This is a genomic window from Kiloniella sp., from assembly GCF_048259265.1.
In the GTDB taxonomy this organism is placed as follows: domain Bacteria; phylum Pseudomonadota; class Alphaproteobacteria; order Kiloniellales; family Kiloniellaceae; genus Kiloniella.
Genome location: NZ_JBLXHT010000004.1, coordinates 206,924 through 233,005 on the forward strand (window position 1 = coordinate 206,924; position 26,082 = coordinate 233,005).

Consider the following 26,082-nt stretch of genomic DNA (forward strand, 5'->3'; position numbering starts at 1 on the left):
GGCCAGCTTCAATATTGAAGCTGGCCTTTATACTTAAGCCCTTAAAAAGCAGAGCAACGCTGTTGCTTAGGAAGAGACCATGTTCTTGAGCTGGCGGTTCGCCACAGCCAACATGGCGTAGTCTGGCTTTCCAGCAGCGTTCAATTCCGCAAGGATCTGTTCGGTCCGGTTTACCAGTGGCCGTTTGGATTCAGCCCACTCTTTGATAGCCGCTTCGACACGGTCGGTTTGTCCCGCCGCTTCGAGCACACGGGACGTTAATTCCCCCTGATGCCCATAGAGATCATCGACAATTGCCGTCACAGCCAGTTTATCCCATGCAGATTCACTCGGCAGACGACCCGCGGCACTTCGCAACCAGTCAAAACCATAGCGTTCTCCGATAGAGAAATAGGTACTACCAACGGTATCCACTGGCATTTTCAGCGTATGAGCAAGGCGTACGATATCACAAGCTGGCGTCAAAAGACGCAGACCTGCAATCCGCTTAGCAATATCTGCTGGAACGCCCTGCGCCTTGAAATCAGCGATTTTCTTTTTCAGAAGCGCGGTGTTTTCCTTGGATAGCAGTTTTTCCAGCTGATCAGAAATAGTGCCAACTTCCTTGCCATAGGAATCAACTTCTTTACGGATATCCAGCGGATGCGCGCCATGACGCAAGAACCAGACAGTTCCCTGTTCAATCAATCGACCACATTCCGCCAACAGCGTTGCCTGAAGCGACGCAGGTGCCTTGTTATCCAACCCTTCGATCATCGCAAACAACGAGTTCATATCGAACACTTCGCGGGCAATGGTATAGGCCCGTGCAATGTCGCATGACGCCATGCCGGTTTTTTCCTTTACCTCATAGACAAAGGTAATCCCGACACGGTTGACCATGTCATTGGTCACTGCCGTGGCAATAATTTCACGACGCAGGCGGTGTTCGCCAATTTGCTTGGCAAACTTTTTCCGCAAGGCTGTCGGGAAATAATCAACCAGGGTATCTTCCATATAGGAATCATCAGGCAAGTTAGAGCCTAATAATTCGTCATAGAGAGAGATCTTGCTATAGGACATGAGGGTCGCAAGTTCTGGCCTTTCAAAGCCAAGACCTTGTTTCATGCGCTCGAGCACCATTTCATCATCAGGCAGGTATTCGATGACACGGTTGAGCAGCCCCTGTTTCTCCAATGACCGCATATAACGGGCAATTCGGTCAAGCAAGCGCCCACCGATATTGGCCGTGACCGAGATCGCCTGACTTTGCAGATAGTTATCGCGCAATACTAGTTCACCAACTTCATCGGTCATGGATTCCAGCAGCTTGTCACGCTGTTTTCGGGTCATATCGCCGTCCTGTTCGACAGCGCCGAGCAGAATTTTGATATTCACCTCGTGGTCAGAACAATCAACACCCGCAGAGTTATCCAGGAAGTCCGCATTCACACGACCACCGTTTTGCGCGTATTCAATACGTGCCCGGTGGGTCATGCCTAGATTGGCACCCTCACCGACAACACTACAACGCAGTTCCTTACCATTGAGACGCAGGGCATCATTAGCACGATCCCCGGCATCACCATTGGTTTCACTGGAATGTTTCACGTAGGTTCCAATGCCACCAAACCAAAGCAATTCAGCTTTAGATTTCAACATGGCACGGAGCAAGTCATTGGGTGCCAATTCGTCTTCGGCAATATCAAACAATGCTTTTACTTCAGCACCAATTTTCAGTGACTTGGCACTACGATCAAAGATCCCGCCCCCCTTGGAAATCAGTTTCTCGTTATAGTCTGCCCAAGACGAACGCGGCAAATCAAAGAGGCGCTTGCGTTCAGCAAAAGATTTCGCCACATCGGGATCAGGATCGACAAAGATATGAAGATGGTTAAAGGCACCGACAAGCTTAGTCTGATCAGACAGCAGCATCCCGTTGCCAAAAACATCACCAGACATGTCGCCCACACCAATTGCCGTGAAAGGTTCGGACTGGATATCCTTGCCCAATTCGCGGAAGTGACGTTTGACAGATTCCCACGCACCTTTGGCTGTAATACCCATTTTTTTGTGGTCATACCCAGCTGAACCGCCAGAAGCAAAAGCATCATCAAGCCAGAAACCATAGTCAACAGACACGCCATTAGCGATGTCAGAGAAGGTTGCTGTTCCCTTATCAGCCGCCACAACCAGATAAGGATCATCCCCATCACGACGGATCAACCTTTCCGGTGGTACAACGTCACCAGCGACCAAATTATCGGTTAGATCCAGCAAACCACGGATGAAGGTTTTATAGCACTCGATACCTGAGTCGATAAAAGCTTCGCGCCCTTCGCTCGCTGGCGGCGGGTTCTTAACCACAAAACCACCCTTAGAGCCCACAGGCACGATAACTGAGTTCTTGACCTGCTGCGCTTTCACAAGACCGAGAACTTCAGTTCTGAAATCTTCCCGACGGTCTGACCAACGCAAACCGCCACGGGCAACAGGACCAAAACGAAGGTGCACACCCTCTATATCGGGGCTGTAAACAAAGATTTCACGATACGGTCTTGGCAAGGGAAGATCAGTGATCTTTTCAGAATTCAGCTTGAATGACAGATAGGTTTTAAAATCGCCTTGCTCTGTTTTCTGCAGAAAGTTTGTCCGCAGCGTGCATTCAATCACATTACGGAAACGGCGAATAATTCTGTCTTCGTCAAGATTACTAACACCATCCAAGGCATCATTGATCTTATTGTTGAGATCATCTGCAAGTTGTTCGTCTCGCTCGGTCCCTTTGCCCATAAAGCGCACAAGGAAAAGATCGACAAGCATCCGGGTGATATTCGGATTATTCGCCAGCGTCTGTTCCATATAGCTTTGAGAGAAAGGAATCTGTGCCTGAAGCAAGTACTTGCAATAGGCACGCAGAACGGTGACTTCACGAACTTTCAAGCCCGCAATCAGAACCAGCCTGTTAAAGCCATCGTTTTCCATCTGTCCATGCCAGACAGAGGCAAAGGCCTCGTGAAATCCTTCGCGTAAACTGGAAATAGAAATTTCCTGATCACCAGAAATTACCATGTTGAAATCGTGCATCCACACGCTTTCACCGGTTTCCAGGGAATTAAAGTGATAAGGAATTTCGCTGAAAACCTTCAGTCCCATATTTTCCAACATCGGCAAGACATCAGACAATGGAACTGGATTATCGCGTAAATAAATCTTGAACCTAACCTGCTCGGGATCAGCACCAAGCGGACGGTAAAGGTTCATAGACAAGCCATCACCCTCAAGTGCTTCTTCGGCCCGGGTAATGTCAAAAACCGCATCGTTTTCGTTAAAGTGCTCCTGATAATTAACCGGAAAAGCAGCCCCTAGGCGACGCATGGCCCGGATACCCTGTTCTTCGCCCCGATCCTCGATCAAGACTCGTTCAAGGCGATCTTCCCAGGAACGACCAGCATCCGCAATACGTGCCTCTAACTCACTGACATCTACATCGGGCACCTGACCGCGGGTGGTCTTTACAATGAAATGAACCCGCGCAAGAACCGTATCGGACAAATGGGTAAAAAACGCACTGATCTGACCATTATAAGCGCTACAAAGAATTTCCCCAATTCTACGGCGCAGGGCCGTATCAAAACGGTCACGTGGAATATACGTCAAACAGGAAACAAAGCGCTCAAAAGGATCCTTGCGTACAAAAAGCGCAATCCGGCGGCGTTCTTGCAGATGAAGAATACCGTGAGATATCGTCGAAAGTTCAGCACTGGAAATCTGGAACAGCTCATCCCGGGGGTAGGTATCCAGAATATGGGTTAATCCCTTGCTATCATGACTGCCCGATTTAAAACCCGACTTATCCAGAACCTTCTTAACCTTATGACGTAACAACGGAATATCACTTGGTGAACAGGCATAGGCCGTCGAGGTTAAAAGCCCCGCAAATAAAATTTCTCCGATCACCCGCCCCTTGGCATCAAAGCGTTTCACAGCAATTGTATCAAGATGGACAGCCCTATGAACTGTTGAACGACGGTTAGCCTTTGTTATTCGCAACAGAACAGGCTTGGTCATAAAATCCCGGACTTCTGCCGGCAAAGACCCGAAGTCTCTTAGACCGTCAAAAACATGAACATCAATATCACGCAGTAAGCCCAAAGAATCAGGGTGTACCTTTAAAATTGCATTGGTACCTTCGCCTTCGAACTTGTATTCGCGATACCCAAGGAAAGTGAAATTATCCTGAGTCATCCACTCTAGGAAAGAAATAGACTCGCTAATTTCAGTTTTGGATAGTGACGGCGGAGATTTTTTAAGTTCACCAATGACTTCGCTCATTTTGCCAAGCATTGGTTTCCAGTCTTCCACAGCCGCTTTCACATCGTCGAAAACTTTGGTCAGTTCGTGGGCAATTTGGGTATGGCTTTCGACAACCTGCTCGCTGATCTGTATGTGCATCACAGATTCTGTCAGGATTCCCTTGTCGCCACCAGCCGCATTAATACAGCTTAGCTTACCCTTTACGTCGCGAATACAACTCAGGACGGGGTGCACCACCAGATGAACTTCGACATCCAATCGTTCCAACGCAGCCGTAACTGAATCCACCAGGAACGGCATGTCATTGTTAACAACCTCGATAATCGTATGGGACGATTTCCACCCGTGTTCTTCGGGTCTGGGGTTATAGACCCTTATTTTGGTTTCGTCCTTCGTACGTTGCTGTAACTGACCCCAAAGAGCCAAGGCGGCCCCAAAAAGGTTATCTGCTGTCTCTTCACGTAAATCATCCGGTGGGACGTTTTCATAAAAAGTACGTACGAACTGCTCAATCATCTGGGCTTTATCAGCACTTATTTTTTTGTGAATCAGATCGACTACTTTATCAATACATTCAGATGTACTGCTATTGCCATGAATGGCCATTGTTCTTTCCTCGGACCGCTGTCGCTTTTTAATTATTAGGATATTGCTCTATTCGACGTCCTCACCCCAGGTCCGCCCTTAAAGGTGGAGGACAAACCACGTTAACCTATTTCAGGACCATTGTTAGTAAAAAATGCGTCGCCTACAGGATATTTTTTCAATACTTACAAAAGAGTAAAGTTATCCACATTATTTTCGCCAATAAGTTTAAAGCATATATGGTAAAACCACCGAATTGAAGAGAATAAAAACTGTCCATTGATCTTATCTATTTATACCATGGGCCTAAGCTATTTAACCCCATCATCAATGCACAAATTCATTTAGAGTCGCTCATAGAAAAGTGACTCTCCGCTTTGCAATAGCCCTTTGAATACAGCTAGTTCTATCAGGAAAATAAAATTAATGAGCAATAGCTATTTTTGAAACACCTTCAAGCCGCAAAATATTCACAATTTTCTCTTCCTATGGATATCAACAGATTGTGAGCCTCAAAGGTAGGAATTGGGTATGCGAACACTAAAAAAAGAGACAACTTGGTAAAAGTCATAACGATCAGGCCGAAAAATTCCCTGCGTGCTGTTGGGTTCATAAAAACAAAATGACACCTTTGTGGCTTAGTCATCTGCGACTTGCATTAAAACATGAGACGAGGTAACTCTATGAGCATGTATCGGATAACCACAGAATTTTTTGCGCGAATGCATACGAGCACGCGAATGACCGGGGGCATGAAAATGTCAACGACCATCGTCACGTCTGCTTGTTCAATTCTTCGCCATAAGAGATCCGATCATGAATACTTCTGCGCTACCACAGCAACATAACCTATCTAATCCCTACAAATTTATCAGAATAAATTTCTCTGTCACGCCGCTGTCAATCAACGAAATAAGAGAACATTTGATTCGGCATCAGTACGATGTACTTGCAGATTTATCCACCTCAAGAACCAAGAGAAGATATTGTCTCCTCATAGAAGCAGACGTTAGCACCCTAGAACTTACATCCTTTAGCAAGTGGTTCATGAAGCAAGTAAAACCAGAATTACTTCACAGCAAACTTGAAAATAAATCTGGTGACGTTATCGCCGAATGCAAACTTTATTGTGTTGGCAATAAAAGCTTTTGAAGCATCGGATCGCTCAGGATTTTCGGACAGTGACTGTCAAGCATCGCAATATAGAGAAAAAGGTTACCTGATTCAGCTTTGAGCGCGGCTCTGTCTTCGGGCCTTAAACCTTGGTGCCGAACTAGGCGGGCCAAAGGTGTTTTCAATGTTTCAGGCGTTTTATCCAAGGCGAGATCAGCAGCGCAAGAACAATGTTTTTCCATATTCAAAGCGTTTTCAGCACCTATTCTTTTACCTAATTCTGTCACGCAAAAATCAAGTGTTTCTTCGTGATCCAGATTATCAAAAGCCCTGACAGTAACCGGTGTGACAATGAAAATTGTAAAACAAAGGCATAATGATATCCACGAGAACTTGTTTATTCGCATTAATTTTCGTGCCTTTCGCGCCGCCGTTTCATCCAGAACATTATCTTAATCACAGGGTAAAGCCAGACAAGCCCAACAAAGGGGTAATATACAAGATGTACAAGCGGATGATCCGGAAGCCAATCTGTTCCGATAGAAATAACCATCGCTGAATAGAGTCCCAGAAAAAGGAAAAATAATAGATACCCAACAAGGTTTTTAACCAAGGCTGTAACTCTTTGAACAATAGTTGATAACTCAGATAGTCCTAAGATTTATATCCTGACAGACAAACAAGAACCAGCACAAAAAAATCGCCCGACTTTAACCCCTCCTTCGTTCGTTTGATTAATCAACGAGAAAAATGGCAAAAGGATGAAGGCCGCAAATCGCATTTAACAAAAAGGATTTGATAGCTTCTGTAAAATACAAAGGCTGAAGAAAAACAGTCGGTAAGAGCTTAAATGGAAAAGATTCAATTTCAAACGAAAAAACCCGGCCAAAGCCGGGTCTTTTTCATGCAACACTGGAGCGGGCGATGAGATTCGAACTCACGACATTCTCGTTGGCAACGAGATGCTCTACCACTGAGCTACGCCCGCGTCTCTGTGTTGGTGGAGGGGTATTTACGTCACGAAGTTTGACATTGCAAGAGCTTTTTTTACAAAAAAATAATCCTGCTTGTTTCTTTCTGGTTTCAAAGACAAAAAAAACGAGGCATACCCTTAATTATAAACAAAATTTGCAAAAATACGCAGGCAACGAAATATGACTGATATCACCCCTTGCACCCCAGATGGTCTCTTTCAAAAACTCGATGATCTTGGAATCGAAACCACAACAATTACCCATCCTGCCGTTTATACGGTTGAAGAATCCAAAGAACATTGCGGTGACATCCCAGGTGCCCATACCAAGAACCTTTTTTTACGTAACAAAAAGGGGCAGATGTGGCTTTTGGTCTGTCTTGAAGACAGAAAGATCGACATGAAGTTATTGGGTAAAGCCTTGGGTGCAGGAAAGCTTTCTTTTGGCAGTGCAGATCGATTGATGGAGTTTCTTGGCATCACGCCAGGATCGGTATCTCCCTTTACAGTCCTAAATGATAAAGTTAACGCCGTTAAAGTCATTCTTGATTCACAAATGATGGACTTATCTCCGATTAATTCGCATCCCTTGACCAATACAATGACCACATCAATTACCCCAGAAAATTTGGTACAATTTCTGACCGCCGTAAACCACCCACCAGAAAAACTAGACATGGATAATTTGGCACAACTTGCCCAAGACGCAACTTGATCCCTTGCAGTTCAGGTCAATCAACCTCATCTTGTCAGGAAGAAAACAAACTCTCTAAGGTTGGGGCACAAGGATTGAAGCCTAAGTTTGGGATACCAAATTTACTTCTTAAATTTATGTGCTTCAGGAACAAATTTTAAAGCTCGGATATTGAACAATGGAAGAACTCATCGGCAGCAACCCAACATCACAAGCTGACCTGATAAAGGATACTAATCAGCAAGATTTTGCCAAAGATGTCATGGAAGCATCCATGAACCAGCCAGTTCTTGTCGATTTCTGGGCACCTTGGTGTGGTCCCTGCAAGCAAATGATGCCTGCTATTGAACAGGCAGTTATCGCAGCCAAAGGTGCTGTAAAGCTAGTTAAAGTCAATATTGATGAAAACCAAATGCTGGCGTCACAACTGCGTGTTCAATCCGTACCAATGGTTTACGCTTTTTTTCAAGGACAACCTGTTGACGGTTTTAACGGCGCACTTCCCCCCAGTGAAATCGCCAAATTCATTGACACAGTGATCCAAAAAACCGGTGGTGTAAAAGGCGACCCGATCGCTGATGCCCTTGAACAAGCCACGCTCGCACGAGAAAATGAAGATGACATGTCGGCCATGTCAATCTACAGCCAAATTTTGGAACACGTACCTGATAACGAACCCGCACTTATCGGGATGTTAGAATGTCAAATTAGTGCTAACATGACCGAAGAAGCGCAGGCGTTGTTTGATCAATTACCAGACGATGTTAAATCAAAACCTGAATTTTCAGGTGTTGTGACCAAACTAGAACTCGCAGGTCAAAGTCTCGATAATGAAGAAATCATCGCCCTGAAAAACAAAGTTGAAGGAGGTCAAGCGGATAATCAATCTCGATTTGATTTGGCTTTGGCTTTACAAGCAGAAGGTAGCCACGAAGAAGCTGCAGATCATTTGCTATATATAATCAAGCATGATCGAGAATGGAACGATGATGCAGCCCGAATTCAGCTTTTGAAATTTTTTGAAGCCTGGGGCATGATGGATCCAATGACGATGAAAGCGCGTGGAAAATTATCTTCGTTACTCTTTAGCTAGTAATGTTTGTTGCCTATTCATTAGAATGAGCAAAAATACAAGGCGTGTTCCCATAAACACATTTTGCAAGGGTATGCTATGACCGGTGGTATCTTCGATCCAAAGTTTAACGAGCTCCCGAACGAACTTCCTGTTTTTCCATTGGAAGGCGCATTGTTACTTCCAGGGGGAACGCTTCCACTCAATATTTTTGAACCCCGCTACCTTACCATGATAGATCACGCGCTGGGGCAAAGCCGGTGTATTGGCATGATCCAGCCGAACAGTAAACCTGAGCAAACCATTTTGGATGATAGCAATACACCCCTATACAAAATCGGGTGCCTTGGCAGGATTACTTCCTTTATGGAAACCGATGATGGCCGTTACCTTATTTCTCTGCAAGGTTTGGTTCGCTACAATGTCGACAACGAAATATCATCTGACTTTGGTTATAGACGAGTCATTCCAGACTATACCCCATATCGTCCTGACCTAGAAAACACCGAGTCAGAAGACTTGGACCGTGATCGGCTATTGTCATGCTTACGAAGCTATTTCGACGTCAACAATATTGACGCGGACTGGAAAGCGATAGAGCACACAAACAATCATCGACTGGTGAATACTCTTGCGATGATTTGCCCCTTTTCATCAGCAGAAAAGCAAGCAATATTAGAGGCATCAACTTTGATACAACGTGCTGATATCATGGAAACGATTATGGATATGGCCGTTCACCAAAGTAACCAGAACTTTGCCAAGCAATAAAACATCCCTGAACATAAGATATATCAGGGTATTATGGATAAAATGATGAGCAACGAACCACGCGTCGACAGAAAATTACTCGAAATACTTGTATGCCCGGAAACAAAAGGGCCCCTTGAATACGATGCACAGAATCAAGAACTGATCTCACGCCAGGCAAAGCTTGCTTACCCAATACGTGATGGTATTCCCGTAATGCTGACTGACGAAGCCAGATCAATCGATTAAAACCAACAGATTCTGGGTGGGCATCAATGACCGGATCAATTGAAGAAGATAACGCACAGGGTTTTCGAACAGAACACTGGCCGACGGATCTAAAATATAAGTCAGACGAGCGGGCGCTTCACATAACCTTTGAAAACGGAGAAAGCTTTGCTTTGTCCGCAGAATATCTTCGTGTAGAAAGCCCTTCTGCGGAAGTACAGGGGCACCACCCCAGCCAAAAACAAATCCTTTCCGGACGACGTATGGTCGGTATTATTGCAATCGAACCCGTTGGAAACTATGCCGTGAAATTATCCTTTGATGATTTACATGATACGGGGATCTATTCGTGGCAGTACCTGTATAAACTGGCCATAGAACAAGAAACCATCTGGCAAACATATCTGGATGAAATGGAAAAACGGGGCCTTTCTCGGAACCCATAAAGTTTAACCATTATTCTTGTGGCAAATTAATCTTGGACCAAAAGTTTGATCGCAATCTTTTTTGCCCTTGCCGCAGCTTGTTTGTCACCGCTGACCTGTGCCGTAACGATTGCCCCCTCTTTCAAAAGCATTAGCTCTGCCACAAGATCTTCTGGGTTTGAAAGGTCTGTTTTTTCAACAATTTTTAAAATTTCTTTGGTTAAAACAGCCTTATGACGGGCAGCAACCTGATGAGCCAATTCTTTAAAATCAGAAAATTCCGCAGCAGCATTTATAAACAAGCAACCGCAGAAACGATGCTCAGGAAAAGCTTCATCATTAAACCACTGCCCTAACGCGTCAAACATTGCCAAAATTTGTTCTTTTGGCTCTTTTTGCGCTGTCATAAAGTTTAACAACCAGCTCCTGAATTGCTCATCACGCCGTTCCAGTACAGCGATGATCAAATCATCTTTGGATGGAAAGTGTTTATAAAGCGTCATGCGTGCAACGCCAGCCTCAGAAACAATCTGCTCAATCCCAGTGGCGTGAAATCCCTGAGCGTAAAATAGCCCGAGTGCTACATCAACAAGGTGTTCACGTTTCTTAGACCGTCGCATCGCTTTTCATTCGATCAACTAATTTGGGGCTTTGATGACAACAACCGAGGGCTTGCCATCCAATTTCGACAATGAGCTTTGCCAACTTGGTGGACAAGGGTGTTTTTTAGAATTCTGATTACATGCCCACCCCGTGCGAATACCTTCAAAAGCTTGTTTCATTGCCTCATTGGTCACAGGTTGCGCCCCAATTTCAAACTCAGGCACGCGGAAAACATGCTGAATCAAATATAATGCATTTTGACCAACTGTTGCCCGAAAGAGAGCAACTTCGCCTGTATTACGAGTTAAATCACGGGTACAGTTAATCAGCCTAAAGCCCGTTGGAAAACCATTCACCTGATCCTTCAGCGGCGGAGTTGCACCACTAACTTCACAGTTTTGTTTATAAATTGCAGCCAATTCATCCAGAAAGCTGACAACGTCTCCACCAGCCCAGCCGGGAAACACCTGAACGGTGATCATATCCTTCCAGTTATTGACATCTTGTCCTGGCGGTAACCATTCCGCGGTTGTTGATTGTGCCTGCATATTTCGAGGCAAAGCCTGCCACTGATCGGGTAAAGCCGCAAAAAAAACTTCTCCGTTACCACCCTGAGCAATAACAGAATCACCTGCCGCGTGAGCACTGCTCAGGGGCATCAAACTGACGGCCAGAAAGAATAAACCTGATAACAAACTTTCAGACCATTTAATTTCGTCTTTAGTGAAAGACACTGATACCTCTCTAACGCAAACAACTTTTATTCACCTCAGCCTAAGCCAAGATTTTATTCTCAACATTTCTTTGAGACATCACAATATACTCTCAAACATTAGTGTAAAAATAACAACCAACTCTGGCGATTTTATGTCAACGATTACAGGCACAAGATCATCCGGTTTATTCGCCCAATTTATCTATGTGACCTTTCAAAAGAAAGACATCGATCAAGTGAGTGGAGTTATAATTTCTGACCCTGCATCAAACGGGGGAGATCCCCGACGATTCCCATCGCATGTTTCATGAAAAAACGTTTTACGGGCGGAATTTTATCAACGGTCGCCAAACCGAGATCACGTGCCACCCTTACAGGAGCCAGATCATTGGAAAATAACTTCACCAGGCCGTCCATGGCACCAAGCAAAAGCACATTATCAAACCGGCGCCATTTCGCATAATCTTCCAGAACTTGCGGCGATCCAACATCAAGCCCGACTCTTCGGGCGTCCACAACAACCTGTGCCAGCGCCGCAACATCCCGTAACCCAAGGTTCAAGCCTTGTCCGGCAATAGGATGCATTCCATGCGCAGCATCTCCCACAAGGGCAAGGCGGGTATCTATGTAACGTTCTGCATGTAATGAGCTCAAAGGATAAGACCAACGCATATCTGTTACGGTGAAAGCCCCCAAACTTTCACCAAAGCGTCGATGAAGCTCATTGGCAAAATCTTCATTGCTCATGGACATATAGCCATCAACAAGGTCTCTTTTTTCTGACCAAACCAATGAAGAACGGTGTACGCCCTCTTCACTATCCGGCAGTGGTAAAAGGGCAAAGGGACCAGAAGGCAGGAAATGTTCGAAAGCAACACCGTTATGCGGTTTTTCATGTACAACGGTACAGACAATCCCGTTCTGATGATAATCTGTTCCCGATACCTTAATCCCGGCATTTTTACGTAGCTGAGAACCGCGCCCGTCAGCACCTATTACCAAGCGCGCTTTAATATTTGTGCCATCATCTAGTGATGCAACAACGCCGCGTTTGTCCCGCTCTAATTCCTGCAAACTATGTGGGGCCAAATGATACAGGTTTTCAAGTTCCGCAGCCTTGGCATGTGTCGAAAGCCTGATCGCACGATTTTCCACAATCCATCCCATCGGCATATCACCGACTTCGCTAAAATCATAAGACATGGAAAGTGGAGATGCCCCCCGATCAATCTGACCATCTGTGATCTCAATGTAGCGAATAGCCTCTGCCGCCCATGTCATACCATCCCACAAGTCAACCTGATCAAAGACTCGTTGTGATCCCAGAGCAATGGCGGATGATCGCCCGTCAAAAGGCGTGGCTTTTTGATCAGAAGGCTCTTCGCGATCAACAACCGCAACCTCCATTCCTGCGCCAGCAAGAGCGACACCCAGGGTAAGACCAACCAGGCCACCACCAACAACGAGAACTTCAACCGTTAGATCTTTTTGAGCCATATTATTTTAAGCCATTTGTATTCAGAATCGTTACACAAGATAAGCTTTTTCAGAATAGCGTTGATCTGATCACGCCCGACTTGTTCATTGTTATATAAAAGGGATTATCGCTTTTGCCAAAAGATAACCGACAATAAGCGGGCATTTGCGACAATTTAACTTTATGTTACGAGAATCAGAACACCCTGTTCAAATTTACAGATTTGTATGAGCTCTTTCTACAAAAACATCATGCATTTTAAAAATAAGCTTTAAGGATATTTATCAAATTTCTCTTGACCTTCCCCTAGGAGGAAACTCTATCTAGGGGGTATGAAACGCATTCTTCATATCTTGTTGGCCCTGACCTTTGCCCTTTCGACACCACTTATGTCTGTCGAAGCCGCTGGGCATTGGAGTGATGGCGATCACCATAACACAGCTAGCTTTCAATCTATGGATGCTGATGTTACCGGCATTGCTGTATTTGGCATAGCACAACAAGAGAAATCTCTTCCCACTGGGCAGCAAGTCCTGAAAGAGTGCACGAAGGCTATGCACTGTAGCTCTCCAAGCAGCTATTTTTTAACTGCAAATTACCAACAGCAGATCAGTTTTTATCAGCACAGCCTTTGGAGCTTGCTGCGTGAACGGCGCCGATTAGATCAATCTCCTGCGGTAGATCTTCCCCCACCGCGACTTCTGTAACTCCCCAGAAAGATCAGGATCTCTTTCGGTCTCCGATAAGGCGGCACTTTTATCGTGGCGGCCTAGAGAGGAAGAGCATCTGAATCTCTATTTTTATTCAAAATCGATACGAACACTACTGCTGGAGTTGCAGATGACTAACCTATTTACGAACCCGAAATCCCTGACCTCAACATTATCTGGTCTGGTTTTATCCTTTGGCCTGATTTCCTCTCAAATTTCCGGGGCGGCAGCAAGTCCGGGTCATGGTAATGCCAAATTGCCTACAATTGGCAAGGAAGGAAAAGCCTCTCAAATAAGCCGGACAGTTGAGGTTAACTTGGAAGATAATTACTTTAATCCAGAGACAATTTCGGTCAGTAAAAATCAAACCGTGCGTTTTGTGATTAAAAACACCGGTGAGTTTGTCCACGAGTTTAATATCGGGACTGCCGCCATGCACGCGGGACATCAGGAAGAAATGATGATGATGATCGACCACGGCATTCTTGAGGTGGATAAGATCAATCGGGATATGATGATGATGGATATGGGCAACGGTGAAACCATGTCCCATGACGATCCTAACTCAGTATTGCTGGAGCCAGGCAAAACCGCCGAAATCGTATGGCAGTTCCCCGAAGCCGCCGAACTAGAGTTTGCCTGTAATGTGCCTGGTCACTACGAAAGCGGCATGGTGGGTGAGATCAAGATCGGAAAAGGACTGCCGGATAGTTCTGAGGTTTCAAGTCACTAAGACTTGGTCGCATTAAACTTAGGTCCCGTTAAAACTTGGGCCTAATAAACTTTGTTGTTAGGGGCACATTGCTCCCACACAAGGGGTCCAATCCAATTAACATTTAATTTCAAGCATACGGCATTCTCTACAGGCGTGTTTTTGTCCGCCTCGTTATCTGCGGGCTATCAGCCTGTAGGGAAGCCATGCCTTGATCAGGATAATTTCATGAAACAAGACACACGTCGTCTTGCTTCTGTTCTCAGCGTTATATCTCTTATGGGGATGGCGTTTGTGGCAGAGGCAGAAGCGGCGAGCTATGACCTCTCTGTTGATGAAGTCAAAATTGAAACCGCTGATTTCACTAAAATCGGTATCGGTTATAATGGTAGCTCACCTGGGCCAATACTACATTTTACCGAAGGAGAAAATGTCACCATTAATGTGACAAACAATCTTGACAAACCCACTTCCATCCATTGGCACGGTTTGATCTTACCAGCCAATATGGATGGTGTTCCAGGGATCAGCTTTGACGGTATCGCACCTGGCGAAACCTTTAGTTATCAATTTCCTGTGGTACAATCTGGTACGTATTGGTATCACAGCCACTCTGGTTTTCAGGAGCCTGATGGTGCCTATGGGGCCATTGTGATAGAGCCTAAAAAGCGTGACCCTTTCCGGTACGATCGTGACTACGTTGTCCAGTTTACAGATAAACATCCGCAATCGGGTTCTACCATCATGCGTAACCTCAAGCTGATGGATGACTATTACAATCGCAGCCAGCGTACTCTTGTCGACTTTTTTTCAGATGTTGCTGATAAGGGGTTTTCCGAGACAATTTCTGAGCGCGTGTCTTGGGGTAAAATGCGAATGACTCCGACTGATGTCGAGGATGTTCAGGGTTTTACAACCCTGATCAACGGGCGAGATGCCGAGGCAAACTGGACGGGTCTGTTTAAAGCAGGTGAGCGGGTTAGACTGCGTTTTATCAATTCGTCTGCTATGGCTTATTTTGACGTGCGGATTCCCGGCTTAAAAATGACCGTGGTCAGCGCGGATGGCAACAATGTGCAGCCCGTAAAGGTTGATGAATTTCGGATTGCCGTTGCAGAAACCTACGACGTTATTGTTCAACCAAAAGAAGATAAAGCCTATAGCATTTTTGCTGAATCCATGGGGCGCAGTTCCTATGGTCTTGGCACCCTTGCGCCACGTGAAGGCATGAAGGCCGCTGTGCCGGAAATGCGTGAGAAGCCATTGTTGACTATGGCAGATATGGGCATGGATCACAGTTCAATGGGCCATGGCGAAATGAATAATAGTTCTGGGAATCAGGATGACATGCCCCAAATGAGCATGATGCAGCATTCTCAAGGTTCAGAAGGAAACAGTGAGATGGATCATTCCCAGATGGCATCCGGAGCATCCACTGGTGTTTCTTCCATGATGGGGATGGACCATTCAAAGATGTCCAAATTCCATGATATGGGGATGATGAATATGGGCAATAAGGCTGATCCCTTCTATGCCAAGGGCAGCGGGCTAAGTCCCGAATCTTCTGAGGGTGGTAAGGTCTTGTCCTATGCGGATTTGAAGGCTCAAAAGCCACTATATGAAGACCGGGATGCTACGCGGGAAATTGAACTGCGCCTGACCGGAAACATGAACCGCTATAGCTGGTCGATCAATGGCGTTAAGTACGAAGATGCCGATCCGATACGTTTGCAGTATGGCGAACGGGTACGCTTCAAATTCGTCAATGAAACCATGATGACCCACCCTATGCATCTGCACGGCATGTGGTCCATTTTGGATAATGGCAATGGCAAATGGAATCCGGTTAAGCACACCATCTCTATTGCACCCGGCACAACGATCTATTCCGAGACTGAGGTTGATGCTGCTGGTCAGTGGGCTTTCCACTGCCATCTCTCTTATCACGCAGCAACGGGCATGTTCCGTAAGGTGATCGTCGAAGGCGGCCCGGATGTGGCTCAAAACGCGAGTGATGCTGAAAGCCCTGTTTCGAAAATAAACTTGGGACAGGAGGGATAAATCATGAAAACACTGGAAAAAATGAGCCTGACAAAAACCAAAGGGGCTGCGCTAGCTGGCCTTGCCTTCTTTACCTTCCTAGGAGCAGGAGCCTCTGCGCAAGAACTGAGCTATGATAACCCCGGCAAAGATGCTTATCTCTATTATGGGCTGAGCATTGAACAGCTGGAAACCCGTGTAGGTGAAGGCGATCGTTTCCTTGTCTGGGATGGCGATGCTTTTGTCGGGACGGATGAAGTGAAGTTTCGCCTGAGATCCGCGGGGGAATATTCATTGGATGAGAGCCTGCTGGATAATTTGGAACATCAAGCTTTGGTGCAGACACCTGTTTCAGACTTCTTTGATGCCAAGGCAGGGCTTCGTTATGACAGCCCCAATGGTGAGAACAGAGGCTATGCCGTTTTGGGCTTTCAGGGGCTTGCACCACAGTGGTTTGAGCTTGAAGGTGATTTGTACCTCAGTGAAAAGGGAAATGTGTCCGCGCGGCTAGAAGCAGACTATGAGCTATTGTTAACCAACCGTTTGATCCTGACGCCAACTACCGAAATTGATCTGGCCTTTTCAAATGATGAAGCCATAGGCGTTGGCTCGGGCTTGAACTCTATCGAAACAGGTCTCCGCCTTAGTTATGATCTCGTGGATCGTACCATTGCACCTTATATCGGAGTGAATTACGAACGTCGTTTTGGTCAAACACGGGACTTTGCCAAGAAAGATGGTGAAGATACAGACGAAACCACCTTTGTTGTAGGAGTTCGTTTACTGTTCTGATATTGTGATAATCAATTGATATAAAAAGCTTCACCTTCAAGTAAGGTGAAGCTTTTTATAGAACAGACATATAAAGTAAACATCCAAGAGAATTATTGTATCTTCCCAAAAATCAGATACAGGAAGATTTCCCTAGCTGAATTGGTGGACAAGCTACTGTACCGTATGAACAATACACACAGCAATCACCTTTGAGGGGGCGTAAAACTTCATTACATCCTTTACAGTTATAAAACCACTGACAAGCATCGGTCGGCATTGTTTCGGTTTCAATATATCCACATTTTGGGCAGGCAATAACCGTGGTTATTTCAAATGACACTTTTGACGTTTCCATAGTGCATATCCCGTAATAATTACGAAAAAAACAAGAGCAGGGAGTAAAATGAAGTCCAAGTAAACAGCTATCGCTGAAAGGCCAAATAAGCTAAATAGGATAACAAGAACAGGTGTAAAACAACACAACGCAGTGATAATTGTCCCAATAACACCAACGGTAAGAAAATTAAATTTCATCCAGTTTAAATCCTATATGACAGCTTACTCTTTACCATCAATATTATCGTTTTTCATAATCATCTGTGCGTGATCATCTCTACCAAGGCTTCTGTAATTGAAAACAAGAGCAAACAATAATCAATAATCCCACTTCCAGAAAACGCCCACTTTACTGTCAGCCGTTTGTCCCGTTTCGCTTTCCAACGTGATATTTGGGGTCAGATCAATCTGTACTTTGGCTTTGGTACTGTCTGCTGAGGCCCCTTGATCAACACCAATATAAATATTGTCCGTTATATATTTCCCGGCACTGACTTCGGGAGATCCCGTATCAGAATTCGTACCGGCTGTAAGAACATCCACACCCAGAGAATCTCGGGCAAACCCCAGAACGCCACCGCCGGAATCTATCGCCCCGGACAAGGATGCAATCGCCGATGCCAGCTGCAAAGCTTCCACCGCAGAGAGCTTACCCGAAGCTTTTCCAAACAGAACCTGAGAAAGCACCTCATCCTCTGGCAACCCATCGGGAGAAGAAAAACTAATCTTGGGGTTAGATGCTGTTCCCTGAATAGAAACAATCGCCGTCACATTATCAGCTTCATAAACGGCGGAAAGATCGAGATCAGGGTCAATTTGTGTGCCCCCCAGCAACGCAATCTTACCCTTCTGCAGGTTAAAGTTTTTACCTGCAAAAGAGAACTGGCCCCTGACCGGGCTCAAGTAACCTTCAATCACCGGGGCATTGGCAACCCCCTTAATGGTAAACCTGCCTTCCCATTCCGAATCAAGCCCCCGCCCCCGAATGAATACCTTACGTGGCATATTCAGCAGCAAATCCAGCGAAATTTTTGAGGGTTTTTCTTTCTTCTCAGCCTTTACATCGGCTGCGTTCCTCTGCCCTAAACGGTTAGGACGGTTGATTTCAGTTACTTCAAGGTCCACAACACTTGGGGCAACGGCACTGCCAATATTAATATTTGTTTCCCGTGTCGTAATATCACCTGCAACCGTCATACTTGCTGGAGACCCCTTGATTGCGATGTTACCATCGGTTTGTACCGCGATCTGATCCTGATCGAGAGCGGCAAGATTATCGAGCTGGATAGCCAAATCAATTAGTGGATTACTTAAATTTTCAAAGCGAACAGTCCCCTCAGACCTCAAGATGCCTTGCTTGTTATCATTTGCCTGCAGGTTCAATCGCAACAACTGACTATTTTCCAACCCGGCATCAAGCGTAATATTTTTGAGCAGTGTTCCCAATTCGATATTTTCATAGCGACCTTCACGTATCGTTGCCGAGCCAATTATTTGTGGGTTTGCTATCGTACCGGAAGCTTTGAGGTCAGTAGCGAGCTGCCCACGCATTTCCTGTGTATCCAGCGCCAGAATTGCCCATAGGCTTTCAATTTCGCTATTGATTAAAAGGTTCCCAGTCAAAGGCTGGTTATCAGGTACAGTAACAAAGAAAGGTGAAAAACCAACCTGTAGGGGCACCGAACCTTTGGCTTGTACAGTTGATTTCTCTAACCCCGTCACATCGTTCTGAAAGTCAAATCGATTATTACTTAACGTCCCGGATAACGTCGCTTGCAAAGGGGGAATCGTTGTATTTTGATCATCTGTAAATTTGATATTTTCAACCTTAAAGAAAAGACTTCCCTGAGCATTTTCGGGGCGCAGAGACAGGTTTGCTTGTCCAGCCAGCATCCCTTTGATTTCCAGATCAGGGGCAACCAAATTAACCAAATCCACAGGAAAGGTTTTGATTTCTATCTGCGCATCTGCACTGGATTTTGTCAGCTCACCAGAACCCGCAATCAATCCACGATCAAATGAAAGCTCGAAAGGATCAATACTGGTTTTATCCTGATCCTGAAGTACGACAAGAGCTTGACGTAAAGTAATCATCTTTTCTGCAATCGTGCCATCGAGCTGTGACAATTGAAAACGCGTATATGACGGTTTCCCCGACACCGGAAGCTCCAAACTGCCACCGCCGCCCAATGCAACAGCTGGTGCCATTGAACTGTTCAGTGCAAAGGTGAAATCAGCATTAGACACACTGCCCCCTACACTCAAACGTGCCTGCTCAATCAGACGGTCCTGCACAGAAACATCCGCGAAATTGGCAGTCATCGACAACTGGAGATCATCGAAGCTCCCCTGTGAAGTAGCGGTCACATCCAAATTTCTGATAACAGTGGTGCCTGAATCAGGGGAAAGATTATTTCCCTCCAAATTCAAAGCCAGATGTTGCGTCCCCTCTTTTTCACCCAGAATTGCGTTGGTAGACGCTGCGCCCGCAATATCAGCCCCGAAGGCTGCCCCCAGAGAAGAGAGGTCACCTAAGTCCCCACGAATATCAGCAATAAGCGGTGTCCCATCGAATGGAACTGTTGCTGTACCCGAGATATTGTTTTGACCCGTTTGCAAAAGAATATCGGCGACTTGTAGCTGCGCATAGTCTGGCAAAGAAAATCCAAACGTCAAATCAAGAGGCAAAATTCCACCGCGAAGCTCTGAGTCAAAAACACCATTTGCCCCACTCGCTAATGTTGTCGCGTTAAAGGTTGTTGTCAGATTACCAATTGCATTCTGGTCTAGATTCAGACCCGATACGGTTAACTTTCCTTCTGCCCCCGGATCCGCAATTGCCCCACTTAGAACTGTTTCAAAGTTTGCAGAACCAGATAGAGCAAGCCCGGTAACTTTACTAAGTTGCGAAAGATCCGGCGCCTCGATCTTTATATCTGCCAAAAGGCTTTCAAACGTGGCAGGAAGTTCTGCCGACCCAGCAACTTGTGCCACCGGAAGGGGGAGAGCAATATCCGATACCTTAAATGCCGTATCATCCAAATTGAAATTCGCGCTCAAGGAGGGATCCGTGCTCACAAGCTCTTGAAGGTCAGCATTACCCAAATCAAGGTTTTGAGCGGTAATCGTGACACTACCCATCATCTGATTGGCAATATCCAGACTTTGCACGTTTAGCTCTGTTACAAGCTTTCCCTTTACTGGAGCCAGTTGGGATAAATCATCCAGAACGATTGCAATCTTTGAGCTCGCTGTGTTATCACGGGTTGACATCGCTGCCCTGATATCCGCACTAAAAAAAGCCCCCCGCGCTCGGAACATCGGAACATTTAAGAGCCCACTTTCAAGTACATAATGACTCTCAAGCTCTAAACGCAGGTTGCGCCCCAGCAATTTTTCTGCTTGCGGAGGCAGCCCCCTGACTTCTGTTAGAGCCGCAGAAGCATTAACAGGAATCATCTCCAACTGCATCAAGTTGATATCAGAACTGATACTCCCGATGATGTCCCCAACACTCAAAACACCCTGTGCAGCGGTATCAAGCGGTTCAGCCTGATTAATCTTTATCCCACCCGCCTGAAAAGTTGTGCTGATATTCATTGATTGAAAATCACCGACAACATCTAAATCAACAATTCCCCGAGCAAGGGAAGCTGGCGCAATCATCTGATTCAAAGCACCACCCTCTAACAACGCAGTGCTGGCCGAGATATCGATCTTCTCATTGCCCAGATCTACGTTTCCACTGACAGAGACATTAAGGTTTGTATTGGTGATATCCAGAGATGACAAATTAATCAGGTTATTTTCCCGGTCCCACAAAACAGTCGATGCCAGATCAATCGGGTTCTTATCCACCAAAGGAAGGGAAGCGGCTAACTTATCCGAAAATTCTGTGCTACCAGATAGATCAAAAGTGATCGTATCCTGCCCCCGGCCAGAAAGGGTAAGGTCAGTTTTAAATAACTCTCCGGCATACCCTTTGAGCTGCCCCTGCCAATCCACCAAGGGCCCCTGCCCGCTGATCGTCAAATTAACTTCGGGGTAGCCAGGAAGATCCAATGCCCGCGCAATCAGGCCCCCTTGAGGTTCTGTAAGCTGAGCATCAATGGACAACGTATCTGCATCAGGCTGGTAATTGACCTTGGCGCTAACAGATCCCTGATGAGCATCAAGCTGATCAATATTAAGAACGCTTATAATTCCTGATTCGTCATGCGCAGAAAGCTTCATGGACAATGCCAATAATGCGTTTCGCCCCACGATGTTCTCGGCAAGGTCAATCTTTGCAATATCAAGCTGACCCAGACTTATATCTATTGGCAAAGGCAGAGGCGACGATGTGCTTTGCCCCTCTTCCGGTGAGGATGGCAGTTCTGGATTACGTGTTACAGCCAGAGAAGCAAGAGAGATCTTGTTTATCTTCAACTGACCAAACAGCAAATCCAGCGGCGACCAATCCAAAACAAGATCGGTCCCTTCAAGCCAGTCTCCTTTGGGATCACGCAGGATAATTCTCTCGAGGTGGGCACTTGAAAAAACATTGCCATCAAGCTGCTGCAAATCGATCGTCAAACCAGCAGGGTCATTTACCGCTGACTCTATCTGCGCCAACAGGGTCGCCCGACCGCTATCCGTTTGCAGATAAATATAACCACTAAATATCAGCAATAGAACAAGAATCAGTGGTGAACAGATGATCGCGGCAATAACCTTGCCCTTGCCTACTTTCATTTTGGGCTGATCTTCATCTTAAAAAGCCTGCCCTATGCTGACGTAGAATTGCCAGGCGTCATCAATTTCTTTCCGCCTGTTCAAAGGAACGGCCACATCCAACCGGATCGGTCCAATGGCAGTATAGTAACGAAGACCGACACCGGCACCCCACTGAAAGTTTTCAGAAAAATCAGGGACTGCACTGTCATAGACGTTACCGCCTTCGATGAAAGGAACCAGACCAATGTCTTCTGTTACCCGAACCCTTGCTTCAGCGCCAAACTCAACAAGGGACCGCCCCCCAACAGGGTCGTCACTGGCATTCAGCGGGCCAACTGTCTGGTGTTCATAGCCCCGAATTGACCCGCCACCACCAGCATAAAACCGTTTGGTCGCAGGAATACCTCTGGCACTATCCCCCGCCAACAGACCAATTTTGCCACGCGTCGCAAAGACCAGTCTGTCATCATCCAGAATTGAATAATAGGTTGATCCATCAATTTCTGTCTTGAAAAAATCCGGGGAAGCCGCGGTTAAACCGTAAAACGGTGTTGCTGTTACACCGAAACGAAAACCTGATGTCGGATCCAACAAATCGTTTGTTGAATCATACCGCGCGCTAAGTGGTACGCTTGCAAAGGCATATGATTCTGTATCGTCTTCATCTTGGATCTCAGACAGTTCCAGTTCAAGACCACCACCAACAGTCCAATGGTTGCCCCATTTACGATCAATACCAACAAAAGCACTAACAGATTTCTCTTCGTAGGCTTCGGTGTCTTCATGTTTTATATTTGTATTGGCATTAAAATTTTGATCATTTCTAAGATAATTAGGCTTAGTGAATCCCAATTTTAATTGCTGTCGAATTTCTGCGACCGTTAAATCAGCCCGAAGCTTTTCGCCTTGCCCAAAGGTATTCCTGTTTTCCCAATAGAATTGGGTACCAGCACCCTCACTTGTTGAATAACTGGCGCCGACCCCCACAGATTTATGTTCCCGTTCAACAAAAACTATGGTGATCGGGGTTACATAAGTGCCATCCCTGGCCGCATTGCTTGTGTCCAAGGGCTTCATCCGGACAGCTTCAAACAACCCGGTACGCAGATATTTACGGCGCAGTTCATCTATGATCTTCGCGTTGTAGAGAATACCTGCTTTCCACTGACTTAATTGCTGTAGATAAACGGAATCAACTTCTTTTAAGCCTTCGAACTCCAGATTCCCGACGACCAGTCTCGGGCCTTCATCCAAAACAAGTGTTACATCCATTTTTTGCGTTGCAAAATCAACTATTGCTTCCTGATCTGCTAATTTCGCATCGGGATAACCATGATCCGCAAGAATGACTATCGCTTGATTTTTTGCCTGTACAATCGCTTCTGAACGGACAGCAACACCCGTTGAGATTCCTAAGTTAGTATTATTTAGCGCTGCCGGGATCTGCTTTCCGGATTTGAACACAACGCTGAATGTATTGAGGTGGAATTGAGGGCCCGCCTCAATTTCAAAAGCGACGCCGATGGGCCTTTGGCTATCATCAATGCTATAAGAGATCGTATTATCGTAAAACCCTTCAGAACGCAGAACTTTATCAAAACCTTCACTGTCCTCCTTAACTCTGCGCTTGAGCGCCGCCAAGCTTGAGGGCAATTTATCCTTTAACTGCTCCAACCGTGATGACTTTTCGATAAGGCTCAGTAGATCATTTTCTATGTCACCAGCAATAGAGACATCATACGTATAGGCTTCAAAAGCATCTGTCTCACTCAAGTCTTGCGCACCAGCACGACCAAACATCCCGAGAGATAACAGGGTAAAAGCAACAAAAGTTATGTTAATCCTTGGGTATTTTCGGATGTTCCCAAGGAATTTTAATCGTCTCATAAAGGGCGTACCCATTTTTTATCTGCGTGATGATACCTTAATCCCTGACCCAAGAGTACTTTAGCTTGACCTCAGTAAAAAAGGACAACAACTCAGCTTAAATGCTGCTGTATTAATGACTATAGCTTTATGACCGATTGTTCAATCGTGGCTTTTACCTACTTTAAATTTTTCGAAGAGCACTAATGCCTATTTTTTAATCAACAACATACACAAGATCAATAAATAGGCATAATTTATTTTGCATTGCACAATTTGAATCCACCCCCAAGTGGCATATACAACCTCTATCTCATTGTTATATATGGTAATTTAATTTTTTGAAAGTTGGCACGTTTCTTGGATCTAGTAGACCAGTCCCAGAACGCAAATAATGGAAGAAATAATGTCCAGCTTTCTTAGTTCCAATAAAAAATCTGTCGCACTGTCCGCGATAACAGCTTCTATTCTTACAGTTCCGTTGCTTACGGCCCCCACGCCAGCACAAGCAGCAGTAACCGAAGAAACCGCTTTTGTATTTAACACATTCTCTTTTTTGGTAAATGGCGTCCTCGTTATGTGGATGGCAGCTGGCTTTGCTATGCTCGAAGCTGGCCTGGTTCGCAGTAAAAATACCGCCGCCATCTGTCTGAAAAATATAGCACTCTATTCTATCGCTGGACTGATGTTTTACCTCGTCGGTTATAATTTATTATACGTTGGCGTAGCAGAAGGCGGTTTTATAGGAACTTTCAGCTTCTTCTATGATTCAGGCGAAGCAGAAGTCGCCTTGCTTTCTGCAGATGCAAGTACCGAAGAGTTGATTACTGCTGTCACCTCAAACGGTTATTCCGTTATGTCTGACTGGTTCTTTCAAATGGTCTTTGTTGCTGCTACTGCCTCTATCGTCTCTGGTACACTAGCAGAGCGCATTAAATTCTGGCCTTTCATGCTATTCATTGCTGTATTGACCGCCATCATCTACCCAATTCAAGCTTCTTGGAGCTGGGGTGGCGGCTGGTTGGCTGACCTTGGTTTCAGTGACTTTGCCGGATCAAGTATCGTTCATTCCGTCGGCGGTTGGGCGGCCCTAACTGGCGCTATCATTCTAGGCCCACGCAAAGGCAAGTTCACAGCCGAAGGTCGAGTAAAACCAATCCCAGGCGCTAACCTTCCGCTTGCAACACTTGGAACCTTTATTCTTTGGATGGGATGGTTCGGATTTAATGGCGGCTCACAGCTTGCTCTTGGGTCAGCAGCAGATGCCGTTGCTATGGCGATCGTCTTTGTAAACACAAACATTGCAGCCGCAGCAGGCGTTGTTGCAGCCATGATCCTGACACAGCTTCTATACAAGAAAGTCGATCTTACAATGGCCCTGAACGGTGCACTAGCAGGATTGGTCGCAATCACCGCAGGACCAGATGTGTCCCATGCATATATGGCCATAATTATTGGCGGTATTGGTGGTCTGATTGTCGTCTTTGCAGTTCCTTTGCTCGATAGCCTTCAGATTGATGATGTTGTCGGCGCTATCCCGGTTCACCTTTGTGCAGGTATCTGGGGAACCCTAGCCGTTGGTATTTTCGGTTCAGGGACCATCGTTTCACAGCTAACAGGAATCATAGCAATCGGTGCATTTACCATTATCTGCAGTGCCGCCCTGTGGTTCCTTCTCAAGATTACCATTGGCATCCGAATTTCCGAGGACGAAGAATACAACGGACTTGATGTAAGCGAACTCGGTCTCGAAGCCTACCCAGAATTTGGACGAGGTTCTCAGAAACTCGTCTAACGATTTCAGTCTCCCCACTGAAACTGGTGGTTTTACAGATTATCGTGAAACCACCTGAGACAAACTGGTTAATCCCTTTTCCGGTACGTCTCATCCTCCTTAGGCCCTACAGACCGCTATCCGAGCTCTTTCCTAGTAGGGTCTTAACTTGCCGCCTATCACATCACGTGATAGGCGGTCTTTTTTATTGAAAGCTCAAAAA

At 45.7% G+C, this 26,082-nt stretch carries 20 protein-coding genes and 1 tRNA gene; 10 read left to right on the plus strand and 11 right to left on the minus strand.

Features of this window, described 5'->3' with window-relative positions; translation table 11 throughout:
- Positions 1–66: 66 nt before the first annotated feature.
- The 4 genes from ACN0QW_RS09185 to ACN0QW_RS09200 all read right to left on the minus strand — a co-directional run bounded on the left by ACN0QW_RS09185 (position 67) and on the right by ACN0QW_RS09200 (position 6,982).
- A complete protein-coding gene (locus tag ACN0QW_RS09185; protein ID WP_417430783.1) occupies positions 67–4,902 on the minus strand; it encodes an NAD-glutamate dehydrogenase in 4,836 nt (1,611 codons plus the stop codon).
- 1,103 nt (positions 4,903–6,005) lie between these two features.
- Positions 6,006–6,401: a hypothetical protein gene (locus ACN0QW_RS09190; RefSeq protein ID WP_417430785.1), complete on the minus strand. Its 396-nt coding sequence runs from the start codon at positions 6,399–6,401 to the stop codon at positions 6,006–6,008.
- Positions 6,401–6,607: a DUF2842 domain-containing protein gene (locus tag ACN0QW_RS09195; protein ID WP_417430787.1), complete on the minus strand. Its 207-nt coding sequence runs from the start codon at positions 6,605–6,607 to the stop codon at positions 6,401–6,403. The genes ACN0QW_RS09190 and ACN0QW_RS09195 overlap by 1 nt, the downstream gene beginning before the upstream one ends.
- Positions 6,608–6,907: 300 nt before the next feature.
- Positions 6,908–6,982, minus strand: a tRNA-Gly gene (locus tag ACN0QW_RS09200).
- A 166-nt stretch (positions 6,983–7,148) separates the two neighbouring features.
- Between ACN0QW_RS09200 and ACN0QW_RS09205 the strand changes: the two genes are divergently transcribed.
- The 5 genes from ACN0QW_RS09205 (at position 7,149) to ACN0QW_RS09225 (ending at position 10,157) form a co-directional block, all read left to right on the plus strand.
- Positions 7,149–7,682 carry a prolyl-tRNA synthetase associated domain-containing protein gene (locus ACN0QW_RS09205; RefSeq protein ID WP_417430789.1) on the plus strand — a complete coding sequence of 178 codons (534 nt, stop codon included), beginning with the start codon at positions 7,149–7,151 and terminating at the stop codon, positions 7,680–7,682.
- Between the two features lie 157 nt (positions 7,683–7,839).
- Complete coding sequence (locus ACN0QW_RS09210) at positions 7,840–8,754, plus strand: tetratricopeptide repeat protein (protein WP_417430791.1); 915 nt, start codon at positions 7,840–7,842, stop codon at positions 8,752–8,754.
- Positions 8,755–8,832: 78 nt separating this feature from the next.
- Positions 8,833–9,504: an LON peptidase substrate-binding domain-containing protein gene (locus ACN0QW_RS09215; protein WP_417430793.1), complete on the plus strand. Its 672-nt coding sequence runs from the start codon at positions 8,833–8,835 to the stop codon at positions 9,502–9,504.
- Between the two features lie 45 nt (positions 9,505–9,549).
- Positions 9,550–9,732: a Trm112 family protein gene (locus tag ACN0QW_RS09220; protein ID WP_299379315.1), complete on the plus strand. Its 183-nt coding sequence runs from the start codon at positions 9,550–9,552 to the stop codon at positions 9,730–9,732.
- Between the two features lie 26 nt (positions 9,733–9,758).
- Complete coding sequence (locus ACN0QW_RS09225; RefSeq protein ID WP_417430795.1) at positions 9,759–10,157, plus strand: gamma-butyrobetaine hydroxylase-like domain-containing protein; 399 nt, start codon at positions 9,759–9,761, stop codon at positions 10,155–10,157.
- Positions 10,158–10,183: 26 nt separating this feature from the next.
- Here ACN0QW_RS09225 and ACN0QW_RS09230 read toward each other — a convergent pair whose 3' ends face one another.
- From ACN0QW_RS09230 to ACN0QW_RS09240, 3 genes are all read right to left on the minus strand, one after another.
- Positions 10,184–10,756: a TetR/AcrR family transcriptional regulator gene (locus ACN0QW_RS09230; protein ID WP_417430797.1), complete on the minus strand. Its 573-nt coding sequence runs from the start codon at positions 10,754–10,756 to the stop codon at positions 10,184–10,186.
- A gap of 18 nt (positions 10,757–10,774) precedes the next feature.
- Positions 10,775–11,473, minus strand: coding sequence for a hypothetical protein (locus ACN0QW_RS09235; RefSeq protein ID WP_417430799.1), 699 nt, complete (start codon positions 11,471–11,473; stop codon positions 10,775–10,777).
- Positions 11,474–11,700: 227 nt separating this feature from the next.
- Positions 11,701–12,951, minus strand: a complete 1,251-nt coding sequence (locus tag ACN0QW_RS09240) for a UbiH/UbiF/VisC/COQ6 family ubiquinone biosynthesis hydroxylase (RefSeq protein WP_417430801.1) — start codon at positions 12,949–12,951, stop codon at positions 11,701–11,703.
- Positions 12,952–13,263: 312 nt separating this feature from the next.
- Here ACN0QW_RS09240 and ACN0QW_RS09245 point away from each other — a divergent pair, with 312 nt between their 5' ends.
- From ACN0QW_RS09245 to ACN0QW_RS09260, 4 genes are all read left to right on the plus strand, one after another.
- Entirely contained in the window at positions 13,264–13,638 is a 375-nt protein-coding gene (locus ACN0QW_RS09245; protein ID WP_417430803.1) for a hypothetical protein, read from the plus strand.
- 133 nt (positions 13,639–13,771) lie between these two features.
- Complete coding sequence (locus ACN0QW_RS09250) at positions 13,772–14,374, plus strand: cupredoxin domain-containing protein (protein ID WP_417430805.1); 603 nt, start codon at positions 13,772–13,774, stop codon at positions 14,372–14,374.
- 207 nt (positions 14,375–14,581) lie between these two features.
- Positions 14,582–16,414 carry a copper resistance system multicopper oxidase gene (locus tag ACN0QW_RS09255; protein ID WP_417430807.1) on the plus strand — a complete coding sequence of 611 codons (1,833 nt, stop codon included), beginning with the start codon at positions 14,582–14,584 and terminating at the stop codon, positions 16,412–16,414.
- Between the two features lie 3 nt (positions 16,415–16,417).
- Positions 16,418–17,185 carry a copper resistance protein B gene (locus ACN0QW_RS09260; protein ID WP_417430808.1) on the plus strand — a complete coding sequence of 256 codons (768 nt, stop codon included), beginning with the start codon at positions 16,418–16,420 and terminating at the stop codon, positions 17,183–17,185.
- A 112-nt stretch (positions 17,186–17,297) separates the two neighbouring features.
- Here the strand turns inward: ACN0QW_RS09260 and ACN0QW_RS09265 are convergent, their stop codons facing one another.
- The 4 genes from ACN0QW_RS09265 to ACN0QW_RS09280 form a co-directional block, all read right to left on the minus strand.
- A complete protein-coding gene (locus ACN0QW_RS09265; RefSeq protein ID WP_417430810.1) occupies positions 17,298–17,522 on the minus strand; it encodes a GDCCVxC domain-containing (seleno)protein in 225 nt (74 codons plus the stop codon).
- Positions 17,492–17,701 (minus strand): mercury resistance system transport protein MerF, encoded by a 210-nt coding sequence (merF, locus tag ACN0QW_RS09270; RefSeq protein ID WP_417430812.1) that lies wholly within the window; start codon positions 17,699–17,701, stop codon positions 17,492–17,494. Before merF ends, ACN0QW_RS09265 begins: the two co-directional genes overlap by 31 nt.
- Before the next feature lie 120 nt (positions 17,702–17,821).
- Positions 17,822–22,237, minus strand: a complete 4,416-nt coding sequence (locus ACN0QW_RS09275) for a translocation/assembly module TamB domain-containing protein (RefSeq protein ID WP_417430814.1) — start codon at positions 22,235–22,237, stop codon at positions 17,822–17,824.
- Between the two features lie 18 nt (positions 22,238–22,255).
- Positions 22,256–24,106, minus strand: a complete 1,851-nt coding sequence (locus ACN0QW_RS09280; RefSeq protein WP_417430816.1) for an autotransporter assembly complex protein TamA — start codon at positions 24,104–24,106, stop codon at positions 22,256–22,258.
- 385 nt (positions 24,107–24,491) lie between these two features.
- Here ACN0QW_RS09280 and amt point away from each other — a divergent pair, with 385 nt between their 5' ends.
- Positions 24,492–25,880 carry an ammonium transporter gene (gene amt / locus ACN0QW_RS09285; RefSeq protein WP_417430818.1) on the plus strand — a complete coding sequence of 463 codons (1,389 nt, stop codon included), beginning with the start codon at positions 24,492–24,494 and terminating at the stop codon, positions 25,878–25,880.
- The last annotated feature ends 202 nt before the right edge of the window (positions 25,881–26,082 follow it).

Coding starts and splice junctions, on each gene's coding strand:
- ACN0QW_RS09215 (WP_417430793.1), top strand. CDS start 8,833: ATGACCGGTGGTATCTTCGATCCAAAGTTTAACGAGCTCCCGAACGAA.
- ACN0QW_RS09260 (WP_417430808.1), top strand. CDS start 16,418: ATGAAAACACTGGAAAAAATGAGCCTGACAAAAACCAAAGGGGCTGCG.
- amt (WP_417430818.1), top strand. CDS start 24,492: ATGTCCAGCTTTCTTAGTTCCAATAAAAAATCTGTCGCACTGTCCGCG.
- ACN0QW_RS09230 (WP_417430797.1), bottom strand. CDS start 10,756: ATGCGACGGTCTAAGAAACGTGAACACCTTGTTGATGTAGCACTCGGG.
- ACN0QW_RS09255 (WP_417430807.1), top strand. CDS start 14,582: ATGAAACAAGACACACGTCGTCTTGCTTCTGTTCTCAGCGTTATATCT.
- ACN0QW_RS09280 (WP_417430816.1), bottom strand. CDS start 24,106: ATGAGACGATTAAAATTCCTTGGGAACATCCGAAAATACCCAAGGATT.
- ACN0QW_RS09220 (WP_299379315.1), top strand. CDS start 9,550: ATGAGCAACGAACCACGCGTCGACAGAAAATTACTCGAAATACTTGTA.
- ACN0QW_RS09190 (WP_417430785.1), bottom strand. CDS start 6,401: ATGCGAATAAACAAGTTCTCGTGGATATCATTATGCCTTTGTTTTACA.
- ACN0QW_RS09185 (WP_417430783.1), bottom strand. CDS start 4,902: ATGGCCATTCATGGCAATAGCAGTACATCTGAATGTATTGATAAAGTA.
- ACN0QW_RS09225 (WP_417430795.1), top strand. CDS start 9,759: ATGACCGGATCAATTGAAGAAGATAACGCACAGGGTTTTCGAACAGAA.
- ACN0QW_RS09265 (WP_417430810.1), bottom strand. CDS start 17,522: ATGGAAACGTCAAAAGTGTCATTTGAAATAACCACGGTTATTGCCTGC.
- ACN0QW_RS09210 (WP_417430791.1), top strand. CDS start 7,840: ATGGAAGAACTCATCGGCAGCAACCCAACATCACAAGCTGACCTGATA.
- ACN0QW_RS09275 (WP_417430814.1), bottom strand. CDS start 22,237: ATGAAAGTAGGCAAGGGCAAGGTTATTGCCGCGATCATCTGTTCACCA.
- ACN0QW_RS09240 (WP_417430801.1), bottom strand. CDS start 12,951: ATGGCTCAAAAAGATCTAACGGTTGAAGTTCTCGTTGTTGGTGGTGGC.
- merF (WP_417430812.1), bottom strand. CDS start 17,701: ATGAAATTTAATTTTCTTACCGTTGGTGTTATTGGGACAATTATCACT.
- ACN0QW_RS09205 (WP_417430789.1), top strand. CDS start 7,149: ATGACTGATATCACCCCTTGCACCCCAGATGGTCTCTTTCAAAAACTC.
- ACN0QW_RS09245 (WP_417430803.1), top strand. CDS start 13,264: ATGAAACGCATTCTTCATATCTTGTTGGCCCTGACCTTTGCCCTTTCG.
- ACN0QW_RS09250 (WP_417430805.1), top strand. CDS start 13,772: ATGACTAACCTATTTACGAACCCGAAATCCCTGACCTCAACATTATCT.